Origin of the sequence: Streptomyces sp. Tu 3180 (genome assembly GCF_009852415.1) — a bacterium.
GTDB lineage: Bacteria > Actinomycetota > Actinomycetes > Streptomycetales > Streptomycetaceae > Streptomyces.
Genome location: NZ_WOXS01000002.1, coordinates 5931459 through 5943746 on the forward strand (window position 1 = coordinate 5931459; position 12288 = coordinate 5943746).

The 12288-nt window shown below is 72.4% G+C and carries 15 protein-coding genes and 1 pseudogene; all 16 read left to right on the forward strand.

Features of this window, described 5'->3' with window-relative positions; translation table 11 throughout:
* Positions 1–170 precede the first annotated feature (170 nt).
* The 16 genes and pseudogenes from rpsP to GL259_RS27710 all read left to right on the forward strand — a co-directional run bounded on the left by rpsP (position 171) and on the right by GL259_RS27710 (position 12273).
* Entirely contained in the window at positions 171–593 is a 423-nt protein-coding gene (rpsP, locus tag GL259_RS27635; protein WP_159536005.1) for a 30S ribosomal protein S16, read from the forward strand.
* Positions 594–595: 2 nt separating this feature from the next.
* Entirely contained in the window at positions 596–835 is a 240-nt protein-coding gene (locus tag GL259_RS27640; RefSeq protein WP_003973401.1) for an RNA-binding protein, read from the forward strand.
* Between the two features lie 85 nt (positions 836–920).
* Positions 921–1463 (forward strand): ribosome maturation factor RimM, encoded by a 543-nt coding sequence (rimM, locus tag GL259_RS27645; RefSeq protein WP_159536006.1) that lies wholly within the window; start codon positions 921–923, stop codon positions 1461–1463.
* Entirely contained in the window at positions 1464–2297 is an 834-nt protein-coding gene (gene trmD, locus GL259_RS27650; protein ID WP_159536007.1) for a tRNA (guanosine(37)-N1)-methyltransferase TrmD, read from the forward strand.
* Between the two features lie 134 nt (positions 2298–2431).
* Entirely contained in the window at positions 2432–2782 is a 351-nt protein-coding gene (gene rplS, locus GL259_RS27655) for a 50S ribosomal protein L19 (RefSeq protein ID WP_159536008.1), read from the forward strand.
* A 45-nt stretch (positions 2783–2827) separates the two neighbouring features.
* Complete coding sequence (gene lepB, locus GL259_RS27660) at positions 2828–3568, forward strand: signal peptidase I (RefSeq protein ID WP_159536009.1); 741 nt, start codon at positions 2828–2830, stop codon at positions 3566–3568.
* A pseudogene (gene lepB / locus GL259_RS38955) lies at positions 3561–4649 on the forward strand (signal peptidase I); the annotation flags it as partial. The gene lepB (GL259_RS27660) and the pseudogene lepB (GL259_RS38955), both read left to right, overlap by 8 nt.
* A complete protein-coding gene (gene lepB, locus GL259_RS27670) occupies positions 4540–5520 on the forward strand; it encodes a signal peptidase I (RefSeq protein WP_159536010.1) in 981 nt (326 codons plus the stop codon). The pseudogene lepB (GL259_RS38955) and the gene lepB (GL259_RS27670), both read left to right, overlap by 110 nt.
* A gap of 67 nt (positions 5521–5587) precedes the next feature.
* On the forward strand, positions 5588–6358 hold the full coding sequence (lepB, locus tag GL259_RS27675) for a signal peptidase I (RefSeq protein ID WP_159536011.1): 771 nt from the start codon (positions 5588–5590) through the stop codon (positions 6356–6358).
* Complete coding sequence (locus GL259_RS27680) at positions 6348–6872, forward strand: NUDIX hydrolase (protein WP_159536012.1); 525 nt, start codon at positions 6348–6350, stop codon at positions 6870–6872. The genes lepB (GL259_RS27675) and GL259_RS27680 overlap by 11 nt, the downstream gene beginning before the upstream one ends.
* A 56-nt stretch (positions 6873–6928) precedes the next feature.
* Entirely contained in the window at positions 6929–7237 is a 309-nt protein-coding gene (locus tag GL259_RS27685) for a DUF2469 domain-containing protein (RefSeq protein ID WP_003965949.1), read from the forward strand.
* Positions 7238–7295: 58 nt separating this feature from the next.
* The gene (locus GL259_RS27690) at positions 7296–7697 is read left to right on the forward strand and encodes a YraN family protein (protein WP_159536013.1); all 402 of its coding nucleotides are present in this window, start codon (positions 7296–7298) and stop codon (positions 7695–7697) included.
* 1 nt (position 7698) lies between these two features.
* Entirely contained in the window at positions 7699–9324 is a 1626-nt protein-coding gene (locus GL259_RS27695) for a YifB family Mg chelatase-like AAA ATPase (RefSeq protein WP_159536014.1), read from the forward strand.
* On the forward strand, positions 9321–10481 hold the full coding sequence (gene dprA / locus GL259_RS27700) for a DNA-processing protein DprA (protein ID WP_159536015.1): 1161 nt from the start codon (positions 9321–9323) through the stop codon (positions 10479–10481). The genes GL259_RS27695 and dprA overlap by 4 nt, the downstream gene beginning before the upstream one ends.
* Before the next feature lie 272 nt (positions 10482–10753).
* On the forward strand, positions 10754–11596 hold the full coding sequence (gene whiG / locus GL259_RS27705) for an RNA polymerase sigma factor WhiG (protein WP_159536016.1): 843 nt from the start codon (positions 10754–10756) through the stop codon (positions 11594–11596).
* A gap of 119 nt (positions 11597–11715) precedes the next feature.
* On the forward strand, positions 11716–12273 hold the full coding sequence (locus tag GL259_RS27710) for a TetR/AcrR family transcriptional regulator (protein WP_159539037.1): 558 nt from the start codon (positions 11716–11718) through the stop codon (positions 12271–12273).
* Positions 12274–12288 lie beyond the last annotated feature (15 nt).

Sequence of the window (12288 nt, forward strand, 5' to 3'; positions counted from 1 at the left end):
GCGGTCCGACGCGCCCCGCGGGGTGTGGCACAATGGCTAGCTGTACTCGACAGCCGCACAGGACCCCTCTCTCCTCCGGCTGACGCGTCCATCGGGCACTCGGGTACCGCAACCCCACGCGGCTTCTCTCGCCGTGCCCAACCACGTCAAATCCAGGAGAACCCACTCCCGTGGCAGTCAAGATCAAGCTGAAGCGTCTGGGCAAGATCCGTTCGCCTCACTACCGCATCGTCGTCGCCGACTCCCGTACCCGCCGTGACGGCCGGGCCATCGAGGAGATCGGCAAGTACCACCCGACGTACAACCCGTCGGTGATGGAGGTCGACAGCGAGCGTGTGGCGTACTGGCTCGGTGTCGGCGCCCAGCCGACCGAGCCCGTGCTCGCCATCCTGAAGAAGACCGGCGACTGGCAGAAGTTCAAGGGCGAGCCCGCCCCGGCTCCGCTGCTGCAGCAGGCCGAGAAGCCCGCCCGCCCGTCGTTCGAGGCGCTCGGCGGCGAGGACGAGGGCAAGGGTGAGGCGATCACCCAGAAGAAGAAGGCTGACAAGAAGGACGAGGCCGCGGCCGAGTCCTCTGCGTCGACCGAGGCCTGAGCATGCTCGAGGAGGCTCTCGAGCACCTCGTGAAGGGCATCGTCGACAACCCTGACGATGTGCAGGTGGCCTCACGCAACCTGCGCCGCGGGCGTGTGCTCGAGGTCCGGGTCCACCCGGACGACCTCGGCAAGGTGATCGGTCGCAACGGCCGCACCGCACGTGCCCTGCGCACCGTCGTGGGCGCCATCGGCGGCCGCGGTGTCCGGGTCGACCTCGTCGACGTGGACCACGTCCGCTGACGCCTATCGCAACCGGCACGGGCCGGGGAGGGCCCCTCGGGGCCCTCCCCGGCCCGTGGTCGTAGACCAGGAGAAAAAAAGTACCGTGCAGCTGGTAGTCGCTCGCATCGGCCGCGCCCACGGCATTAAGGGCGAGGTCACCGTCGAGGTCCGTACCGACGAGCCCGAACTGCGGCTCGCCCCCGGCGCCGTCCTGGCCACCGAACCGGCCTCGGCCGGTCCGCTGACCATCGAGACGGGCCGCGTCCACAGCGGCCGCCTCCTGCTGCGCTTCGAGGGCGTGCGCGACCGCACCGCCGCCGAGGCCCTGCGCAACACCCTCCTGATCGCCGAGGTCGACCCCGAGGAACTGCCCGAGGGCGAGGACGAGTACTACGACCACCAGCTGATCGACCTCGACGTCGTCACCGAGGACGGCGAGCAGGTCGGCCGGATCACCGAGATCTCGCACCTGCCCACCCAGGACCTCTTCGTGGTCGAGCGCCCCGACGGCAGCGAGGTGTTCGTGCCGTTCGTCGGGGAGATCGTCACCGAGATCGACCTGGAGGAGCAGCGGGCGGTCATCGCCCCGCCACCCGGCCTGATCGACGACCGCGCCGAGATCGCGTCCCCCCGGGACGAGGCCTAGATGCGGCTCGACGTCGTCACGATCTTCCCCGAGTACCTCGAACCGCTGAACGTCTCCCTCGTGGGCAAGGCGCGCGCGCGTGGACAGCTGAACGTGCACGTGCACGACCTGCGCTCGTGGACCTACGACCGGCACAACACCGTCGACGACACCCCGTACGGCGGCGGCCCCGGCATGGTCATGAAGACCGAGCCGTGGGGAGACGCGCTGGACACCGTCCTGGCCGACGGCTACGAGACCGGCTCCCGCGAGCCGGCCCTGATCGTCCCCACCCCCAGCGGCCGCCCCTTCACCCAGGAACTCGCGGTCCACCTCTCCGAGCGCCCCTGGCTGATCTTCACCCCGGCCCGCTACGAGGGCATCGACCGGCGCGTCATCGACGAGTACGCGACCCGGATACCGGTGTACGAGGTGTCCATCGGCGACTACGTCCTGGCCGGCGGCGAGGCGGCCGTCCTCGTCGTCACCGAGGCCGTGGCACGGCTGCTGCCCGGCGTCCTGGGCAACGCGGAGTCGCACCGGGACGACTCCTTCGCGCCCGGCGCCATGGCCGGCCTCCTGGAGGGCCCCGTCTACACCAAGCCGCCCGTCTGGCGCGACCGGCCGATCCCGGAGGTGCTGCTCAGCGGCCACCACGGGAAGATCGCCCGCTGGCGGCGCGACGAGGCGCTGAGGCGCACCACGGAGCACCGGCCCGACCTCATCGAGCGCTGCGACCCCAGGAGCTTCGACAAGAAGGACCGCGAGATGCTGTCCGTCCTCGGCTGGGAACCGGACCCGGCGGGGGAGTCGCACGGCCGATTTTGGCGCAGGACCGGCGGCGTGGAAGAATAGGCCGCTGTTGTGCGTCGTCCGGCGTGCGCCCCTGCCGCAGGGGGACACGACGCCCGCCCCGCACCGCACACCCGAGATCCCGAAACCCTAGTTGCCGTTGATGACCTGCGGCATCAGCGAAGAAAGCAGACGAAATGTCTCACCTGCTCGACTCCGTCGACTCCGCGTCGCTGCGCAGCGACGTCCCGAGCTTCCGCCCCGGCGACACCGTCAACGTCCACGTGCGCGTCATCGAGGGCAACCGCTCCCGTGTGCAGCAGTTCAAGGGCGTGGTGATCCGCCGCCAGGGTTCCGGCGTGCGCGAGACCTTCACGGTCCGCAAGGTCTCCTTCTCCGTCGGCGTCGAGCGCACCTTCCCGGTGCACACCCCGATCGTCGAGAAGATCGAGCTCGTCACCAAGGGTGACGTCCGTCGCGCCAAGCTGTACTACCTGCGCGAGCTGCGCGGCAAGGCGGCGAAGATCAAGGAGAAGCGCGAGAACTGAGCGCTTTACCGGCGTCATATCACGGCCGGATAGCATCTGGCCCCGATGGACACCGAAGCACAGCCGACGGAGCGCGATCGCTCCTCTCGCCCGGCCGCATCCGAGGACACCTCGGGGGCGCCCGGCCCGGAGGGGCGGTCGCGTTCCGCGTTGGTGCCGCGCGTGGCGGGACGGGTCCCCGGCGGGTGGGTCACCCTGACCCTGCTGCTCTGCCTGCTGTTCCTGCTGGCGCTCAACACGTTCGTGGCGCGGCCGTTCCAGATCCCCAGCGGCTCCATGGAACCCGGATTGAGGCCCGGCGACCGCGTTCTCGTAAACAAGGTGGCGTACCGCTTCGGCACCGGGCCGCACCGCGGCGACGTGGTTGTGTTCGACGGCACCGGGTATTTCGGTGAGGCCGACTACATCAAGCGGGTCGTCGGGGTGGGCGGGGACCGTGTGGTCTGCTGCGACAGCGAGGGGAGGATCCGGGTGAACGGCCGGTCGGTCGACGAGTCGGGCTTCCTGTTCCCCGGCGACAGCCCCTCCGCGGTGCCCTTCGACGTCGTCGTGCCCGACGGGCGCCTGTTCGTGCTGGGCGACCACCGCGGCGACTCCAGCGACTCCCGCGACCACCTCGGATCGCCCGGCGGCGGCATGATCCCGGTCGGGGACGTGATCGGCCGCGCCGACTGGATCGTCTGGCCCCTCGGCCACGCCACCCGGCTGCACCGCCCCGACGCCTACGCGCGCGTGCCCGCCCCGGGGGCGGACGCGGCGCACCCGGCGGAGGGCGTCCATGGGTAACCGCGGCCGACCCCGCGGCGTCCCGGCCGACGCCGCGGAGAACCTGCTGCCCACCGGCTCCCGCCGCGCGCCCCGCCCGGCCGGCGGACGCACGCGCGCGGAGCGGCGCAAGCTCCAGCGCAAGGTCAAGCGGCGGCGCAGGCGCAGCGCCGTCAAGGAGATCCCCCTCCTCGTCGGTGTCGCCGTCCTGATAGCGCTGGTGCTGAAGACGTTCCTCGTCCAGGCCTTCGTCATCCCGTCCGGCTCCATGGAGCAGACGATCCAGATCGGTGACCGGGTGCTCGTCGACAAGCTCACCCCGTGGTTCGGCTCCAGGCCGCAGCGCGGGGACGTCGTCGTGTTCAAGGACCCCGGCGGCTGGCTCCAGGACGAGCAGCCCGCGCCGAAGAAGGAGGACCCGGTCGGGATCAAGCAGATCAAGGAAGGGCTCACCTTCATCGGTCTGCTGCCGTCCGACAACGAGAAGGACCTCATCAAGCGGGTCGTCGGGGTCGGCGGCGACCGCGTCCGGTGCTGCGACGCGCAGGGGCGGGTCACCGTCAACGACGTCCCCCTGGACGAGGACTACCTGTATCCCGGCAACGCCCCGTCGGTGACGCCGTTCGACGTCACCGTCCCCGAGGGGCGGCTGTGGGTGATGGGCGACCACCGGGAGAACTCCGCCGACTCCCGCTCCCACCAGGACACCGACTACGGCGGCACCGTCTCCGAGGACCAGGTGGTGGGCCGGGCCATGGTCATCGCCTGGCCGCTCGGCCACTGGAGCACACTGGAGGAACCGAAAACCTACGCGTCCGTGTCGGACTCGGCGTCCGGGTCGACCGCTGCCGCCCGGCTGTCGCATAGGGTTGCCCCGGACGATCCGAACGGGATGGTCCGGCTCCCGAGCCCTGCGGAACTCCCGCTCGTTATGGGAGTGGTGGGCCTGCGCCGCGGATGGGGCAGGCGGCGGCAGAGAGTAAGGAGTTGGCGTGGGGGATGCGGCGGTCGGCGCACGGTCCGGACACGAGGGCGAGGAGCGGCATGGACGTGGCGTGGGAGCGGCGTACCAGGCCGCGGACGACTCCGTGACCTCCGGGAAGCACGTCCCGTCGGGTGGCGGCGACGGGCCCGGGGACCGGCAGCCCCCCGCGGCGGAAGGGGGAGCGGGCGACAGCACGCCCCAGGCGAAGAAGCCCCGCTCCTTCTGGAAGGAACTGCCGATCCTGGTCGGCATCGCGCTGGTGCTGGCGCTGCTGATCAAGACGTTCCTGGTGCAGGCGTTCTCCATCCCGTCCGACTCGATGCAGAACACCCTCCAGCAGGGTGACCGCGTCCTGGTCGACAAGCTCACCCCTTGGTTCGGCTCCGAGCCCGAGCGCGGCGAGGTCGTCGTCTTCCACGACCCCGACAACTGGCTGGCGGGCGAGCCGACGCCCACCCCGAACGCCCTGCAGAAGGGCCTCAGCTGGATCGGCCTGATGCCGTCCGCGGAGGAGAAGGACCTGATCAAGCGGGTCGTCGGGGTCGGCGGTGACACGGTCGAGTGCAAGGGCACCGGCCCGCTGAGGGTCAACGGCAAGGCGCTGGACGAGCCGTACGTCTACCCCGGCAACACCCCGTGCAGCCAGGACGACCAGGGCGGCCAGTTCAAGGTCGAGGTTCCCGAGGGGCACATCTGGGTGATGGGCGACCACCGGCAGAACTCCCGGGACTCGCGGTACAACCAGGCCGACAAGAACAACGGCATGGTCCCCGTGGAGGAGGTCGTGGGCCGCGCCATCGTCATCGCCTGGCCCATCAACCGCTGGAACAACCTGCCGGTCCCGGACACCTTCGACCAGCCCGGTCTGAACACCCAGGCGTCGGCGGCCGCGGCCCTGTCGGTCGCGCCGCAGGGACTCGCGCTCGCGGGCGCGGTGCCGCTGGTGCTGCTGCGCCGCAGGCGCGGCGGCGGTGGCGACGGCCGCTGAGCGGTCGCCGGGAGAGCGTCCCGCCGAGGGCTGACCCGGTCCGGTACCGCCGGGTAGGGTGCGGCCCATGAGTGGTCAGAGCACGACGCACACGGCCCCCCGCCAGGGCGGCACGGGCCCGGCGGGCGGCCGGACCGGGCAGTTGCTGTCCGGACTGGCCATGGCCCTGGGCCTGGTGCTGTTCCTCGGCGGTTTCGGCTGGGGAGCGGTGGTGTACCGGCCGTACACCGTGCCCACCACGTCGATGACGCCGACGATCGGCGCCGGTGACCGCGTGCTGGCCCAGCGCATCGACAGCGGTGACGTCCGCCGTGGCGACGTCGTCGTGTTCGAGGACACGACCTGGGCGAACGCCCCGGTCCTCAAGCGGGTGGTCGCCGTCGGCGGTGACACCGTCTCCTGCTGCCGGGACGGCAGGCTCGAGGTCAACGGCAAGGAGATCGACGAGCCGTACCTCCCCGAGGACACGGCGGCCGGGTTCAACAACTTCCCGGAGGTGACCGTGCCGAAGGGACGGCTGTTCCTGCTCGGCGACGAGCGCACCGGCTCGGTCGACTCCACCGCCCATCTCACCGACGCCGCGAACGGCACCGTGTCCCGCGGGGCCGTCCAGGCCCGGGTCGACGCCGTGGTCTGGCCGATGGACGGCATGCTGACGGCCCCCACCGGCTTCGAGGAGCTCGGCCCCCTCTCCTCACCGGGCCCGCTGCGGACGATCACCGCCATGGTGATCGCCGGCGCCGTGCTCGTCCTGGGCGGGGCCGCGTACGGTCCCCTGGCCCGGCGGGCGGGCGCGTCCCGGGCCCGGGCGAAGGCGGAGTCCGCCGGTGCCCGCTGAGCCCGTCCCGACGGCCGGGGAGTCGCACGAGGACGGACTGCGCAGGGTCGCCCGGGTCGTCCTGCTCGACCCGCGGGACCGCATCCTGCTGCTGCACGGCCACGAGCCGGACGATCCGGCCGACGACTGGTGGTTCACGCCCGGCGGCGGCGTGGAGGGCGACGAGACGCGTGAACAGGCCGCCCTGCGGGAACTCGCCGAGGAGACCGGCATCACCGGGGTCGAGCTCGGACCCGTGCTGTGGAAGCGGAGGTGCTCTTTCCCTTTCGCCGGTCGCCGCTGGCACCAGGACGAGTGGTACTACCTCGCCCGCACCGACCGGACGGCCACCGCGGCCACGGCGCTGACCGAGCTGGAGCGGCGCAGCGTCGTCGGAGCGCGCTGGTGGACGTGCCCGGAACTGACCCGGGCCCATGAGACGGTGTATCCGACCAGACTCGCCGAGCTGCTGCGCACGCTGCTCGACGAAGGTCCTCCGGCCGGACCCGTGACCCTGGACACCGAAATCGTCTAGGGGCTCCCGGGACTGGAGCACAATGGGGGGACCGCACGGCTGAAGGGGAACATGCCATGAGCGCCGAGGACCTCGAGAAGTACGAGACCGAGATGGAGCTGAAGCTCTACCGGGAGTACCGCGACGTCGTCGGTCTGTTCAAATACGTGATCGAGACCGAGCGGCGCTTCTACCTGACCAACGACTACGAGATGCAGGTGCACTCGGTCCAGGGCGAGGTGTTCTTTGAGGTGTCCATGGCGGACGCCTGGGTCTGGGACATGTACCGGCCGGCCCGGTTCGTGAAGCAGGTGCGGGTCCTCACTTTCAAGGACGTGAACATCGAGGAGCTCAACAAGAGCGATCTGGAGCTCCCCGGCGGGTGACGGGGTTGTCCACAACCGCTGATTCCTCCACCAAGATCCACTCCGTGGGGCGGGACGCGTGACGGTTGGCGCCGGAGGTGGTGCCGACATGAACGCACAACGGGCACGCAGCGCGCTCGGAAGGTACGGCGAGTCACTGGCCGCGCGGCGGCTGGCCCAGGCCGGGATGACGGTCCTGGAGCGCAACTGGCGCTGCGGCAGGACCGGCGAGATCGACATCGTGGCCAGGGACGGGGACGTCCTGGTCGTCTGCGAGGTGAAGACCCGCAGGGCAGGACCCTTCCAGCACCCCATGGAGGCGGTCACCCCGGCCAAGGCGGGCCGCCTGCGGAGCCTGGCGGAGCACTGGCTCCGGGAACACGGGGGAGCACCGCCCGGCGGGGTCCGCATCGACCTGGTCGGCGTCCTGCTGCCGGCCCGCGGCGCGCCCGTCGTCGAGCACGTCCGGGGGGTGGCCTGAGATGGGGTTCGCCCGCACGTGCGCGGTCGCCCTGGTCGGCGTCGAGGGCGTGGTCGTGGAGGTCCAGGCCGACCTGGAACCGGGAGTGGCGGCGTTCGCGCTGGTGGGGCTGCCGGACAAGAGCCTGACGGAGAGCCGGGACCGGGTTCGGGCGGCGGTGGTGAACTCCGGTGGGCAGTGGCCGCAGAAGAAGCTCACCGTGGGGCTCAGCCCGGCCTCGGTGCCCAAGGCCGGCAGCGGATTCGACCTGGCGGTCGCCTGCGCCGTGCTCGGCGCCGCCGAACGGATCGATCCCCGGGTGCTCGCCGACATCGTCATGATCGGCGAACTGGGGCTGGACGGCAGGGTGCGGCCGGTGCGCGGCATCCTGCCGGCGGTGCTGGCCGCGGCCGACGCGGGCTACGAGCAGGTGGTGGTCCCCGAGTGCGCCGCCGCCGAGGCCTCCCTGGTGCCGGGCGTGTCCGTGCTCGGCGTCCGCAGCCTGCGCCAGCTGATCGCGGTGCTCACCGACGAGCCCGTGCCGGACGAGGCCCCCGACGAGCAGGGACGCCCCGATCCGCTCCTGGCCGGACTGCGCGTCCCCGGCACCGGAGCGGCCACCGGTGTGCACGCCACCGGCGCGGCACAGCACGACCTCGGCCACGACCTCGCGGACGTCGTGGGCCAGCTCTCGGCACGCACGGCGGTGGAGGTGGCCGCGGCCGGCGGACACCACCTGTTCCTCGAAGGACCGCCCGGCGCCGGCAAGACGATGCTCGCCGAGCGGCTGCCGTCGATCCTGCCGCCGCTGGACCGGCAGGAGTCGCTGGAGGTCACCGCGGTGCACTCGGTGGCCGGCCTGCTGCCCCCGGACAGACCGCTGATCGACGCCGCCCCCTACTGCGCCCCGCACCACTCGGCCACGATGCAGGCACTGGTCGGCGGCGGCCCCGGGGTGGCGCGGCCCGGAGCGGTGTCCCTCGCGCACCGAGGGGTCCTCTTCCTGGACGAGACACCCGAATTCAGCAGCCACGCCCTCGACGCGCTGCGCCAGCCGCTGGAGGCCGGACACGTGGTCATCGCGCGCAGCGCGGGCGTCGTGCGGTTCCCGGCGAAGTTCCTGATGGTGCTCGCCGCCAACCCCTGCCCCTGCGGGCGCTTCTCGCGGACGGACACCCCGTGCGAGTGCCCGCCCTCGGTGATCCGCCGCTACCAGGCCAGGCTGTCCGGCCCGCTGCTCGACCGGGTCGACCTGCGGGTCGAGGCCGACCGCGTCACCCGCGCCGAACTGACGGCGACCGGCGCCCGCGGCGAATCCACCGCCACGGTCGCCGCCCGGGTGCGGGCGGCCCGGGAGCGGACCGCCGCACGGCTCGCCGGCACCCCGTGGCGCACCAACAGCGACATCCCCGGACGGGAGCTGCGCAGCCGCTGGCACGCAGCCCCCGGCGCGATGGACGACGCCGAACGCGGCCTGGAACGGGGCGTGCTCACCGCCCGGGGGCTGGACCGGGTGCTGCGGGTCGCCTGGACCGTCGCCGACCTGGCCGGCCACGACCGGCCCGACGCCGGGGACGTCGCCCTCGCGCTGCAACTGCGCACCGGTGTCCCGCGCGGTGTGCCCATGGCCATCGGAACGCCGGCATGAGCCCCCTCGGCGAGGGCGACGACGAACTCCTCGCCCGGGTCCTCCTCACCCGGGTCCTCGAACCCGGGGACGAGACCGGCGGGCGGTGGGTGCGGGAGCTCGGCGCGGGGGCGGTGGTGCGGCGGCTGCGGGAACGGGGCGGGCCCTTGCCCGGGGCGAGCGGTAAGCGGTGGGCGGGGCTGCTCGCCCGGGCCGAGCGGGCCGACCCGCGCGGGGACCTCGCCGCCGCGCGGGAGGCCGGCGCGCGGTTCGTGCGCCCCGGGTCCGCCGAGTGGCCCCGGCAGCTCGACGACCTGGGGGACGCCCGGCCCCTCGGGCTGTGGGTGTGCGGCGGCGCCGATCTGCGGATGTGGGCGCTGCGCTCGGTCGCCGTCGTCGGCGCCCGCGCCTGCACCGAGTACGGCGCCCACATGGCCGCCACCCTCTCCGCCGGCCTCGCCGAACGCGGCTGGATCGTGGTCTCCGGCGGCGCCTACGGCGTCGACGGCGCCGCCCACCGCGGCGCGCTCGGCTCGGGCGGCGCCACCGTCGCCGTACTCGCCTGCGGCGTCGACCGGCCCTACCCGCGCGGACACACCGGGCTGATCACCAGGATCGCGGAGCAGGGCCTGGTGATCGGCGAGCTGCCGCCCGGTGAGCACCCGACGCCCAGCAGGTTCGTCCTGCGGAACCGGGTGATCGCCGCGCTCACCCGGGGCACCGTGGTCGTCGAGGCCGCCCACCGCAGCGGCTCCCTGGTGACCGCCAGGGCGGCCCGGCGCCTGGGACGCCACACGATGGGAGTACCGGGACCGGCCACCAGCGGGCTCTCCGCGGGGGTGCATGAACTCCTGCGGCAGGACGCGGTGCTGGTCACCGATGCCGCGGACGTCGTCGAACTCGTCGGCGACATGGGCGAGCTCGCGCCGGAACGCCGGGGACCGGTGCTGCCCCGGGACCTGCTGGAACCGGCCGGCCGCCAGGTCCTCGCCGCGCTGCCGGCGCGCGGGACCGCCCGGGCGGAGGACGTCGCGCGCGGCGCGCAGACCACCCGGGACGACGCGGTCGCGAGACTGTACGAACTACGAGCACTTGGTTACGTCGAACGACACGGCGACGGCTGGAAGTTGACACGCCAGGCGGTGATCTCGGCCCGCGGCGGTTCCGGTGCGCACTGACGGAGCGTGTTCGGCCGTCCGGGGGAACCCCGACACGCCTTGGAGAACAGCTCAGTTGGGACACCCGGGTGATCACGCTGAGCGACCGCAATGCCCCGGTGGGACGGTGCCCGGAACGAATCTGCGCACGACCCCGCCTCGCTCCTTCGCACACCGCGACGCCGCAGTCACGCTACGCTCACGAGGATCCCGGCACGGACAGACAACCCGACACCGGACAGACGGCTCACCCAGGCAGCACCAGTCCACGGCAGAACGGCACAAGGCGACGAATGCCCCAGCACACCTCCGGGTCCGACCGGGCGGCGATCCCCCCAGCCGCCCGCGACGGTGGCAGCGTGCGGCCGCCCGCTCCCTCGACGCTCGACGAGTTGTGGCGGTCGTACAAGGCGACGGGAGACGAGCGGCTGCGGGAACAGCTGATCCTGCACTACTCACCGCTGGTGAAGTACGTCGCCGGCCGGGTCAGCGTGGGACTGCCGCCCAACGTCGAGCAGGCGGACTTCGTCTCCTCCGGGGTCTTCGGGCTGATCGACGCGATCGAGAAGTTCGACGTCGACCGGGAGATCAAGTTCGAGACGTACGCGATCACCCGCATCCGGGGTGCGATGATCGACGAGCTGCGGGCGCTCGACTGGATCCCGCGGTCGGTGCGGCAGAAGGCGCGGAACGTGGAGCGGGCCTACGCCACCCTGGAGGCGCGGCTCAGACGCACGCCGTCGGAGAGCGAGGTCGCCGACGAGATGGGCATCGCCGTGGAGGAGCTGCACGCGGTTTTCAGCCAGTTGTCGCTCGCGAACGTCGTCGCCCTGGAGGAGCTGCTGCACGTCGGGGGTGAGGGCGGCGACCGGCTGAGCCTCATGGACACGCTGGAGGACACCGCCGCCGACAACCCGGTGGAGGTGGCCGAGGACCGGGAGCTGCGGCGGTTCCTGGTGCGGGCGATCAACACGCTGCCGGAGCGCGAGAAGACCGTGGTCACCCTGTACTACTACGAGGGACTCACCCTCGCCGAGATCGGCAACGTGCTGGGGGTGACCGAGAGCCGGGTCAGCCAGATCCACACCAAGTCCGTGCTCCAGCTGCGGGCGAAGCTGGCGAGTTTCGGACGCTGAGCCCGCTCGGCCCGGACCCCGCCGGGACCCCGCGCGACCTGTGGTTCCGGACGAGTGACTCCCGCCGTGGGTGAGGCGTCCGTAAAGTGGTCGACGTGCCAAGGATTCGAGCGGCCTCCGTGGCCGAGCACCGGTCGATGCAGCGAGCCGCCCTGCTGGACGCGGCACGCTCCCTGCTGTCCGAGGGCGGGACGGAGGCGCTGACCTTCCCGGCCCTCGCCGAGCGGACGGGCCTCGCGCGCTCGTCCGTGTACGAGTACTTCCGCTCGCGGGCGGCTGTCGTCGAGGAACTGTGCGAGGTCGACTTCCCGGTCTGGGCGGCGGAGGTCGAGGCGGCGATGGCCCGTGCCGACGGAGCCGAGGCGAAGATCGAGGCGTACGTCCGCAAGCAGCTGGAACTGGTCGGGGACCGGCGGCACCGGGCCGTGGTGGCGATCTCCGCCAGCGAACTCGACGCGGGCGCCCGCGAGAAGATCCGCGCGGCACACGGCGGACTCATCGTGATGATCGTCGACGCCCTGGGCGACCTGGGCCACGACCAGCCCCGGCTCGCGGCGATGCTGCTCCAGGGCGTGGTCGACGCCGCGGTGCGCCGCATCGAACTGGGCGCGGCGGAGCACCCGGACGCGATCACGGAAGCGGCGGTCTCCATGGCACTCCGGGGAGTGCGCGGCTGACGGGCGGCGCACGGC

Bases quoted from the DNA above. Each gene is read 5' to 3' on its own strand.
- GL259_RS27640 (WP_003973401.1), top strand. From the start codon at position 596: ATGCTCGAGGAGGCTCTCGAGCACCTCGTGAAGGGCATCGTCGACAAC.
- trmD (WP_159536007.1), top strand. From the start codon at position 1,464: ATGCGGCTCGACGTCGTCACGATCTTCCCCGAGTACCTCGAACCGCTG.
- rplS (WP_159536008.1), top strand. From the start codon at position 2,432: ATGTCTCACCTGCTCGACTCCGTCGACTCCGCGTCGCTGCGCAGCGAC.
- lepB (WP_159536009.1), top strand. From the start codon at position 2,828: ATGGACACCGAAGCACAGCCGACGGAGCGCGATCGCTCCTCTCGCCCG.
- lepB (WP_159536011.1), top strand. From the start codon at position 5,588: ATGAGTGGTCAGAGCACGACGCACACGGCCCCCCGCCAGGGCGGCACG.
- GL259_RS27685 (WP_003965949.1), top strand. From the start codon at position 6,929: ATGAGCGCCGAGGACCTCGAGAAGTACGAGACCGAGATGGAGCTGAAG.
- GL259_RS27695 (WP_159536014.1), top strand. From the start codon at position 7,699: ATGGGGTTCGCCCGCACGTGCGCGGTCGCCCTGGTCGGCGTCGAGGGC.
- dprA (WP_159536015.1), top strand. From the start codon at position 9,321: ATGAGCCCCCTCGGCGAGGGCGACGACGAACTCCTCGCCCGGGTCCTC.
- whiG (WP_159536016.1), top strand. From the start codon at position 10,754: ATGCCCCAGCACACCTCCGGGTCCGACCGGGCGGCGATCCCCCCAGCC.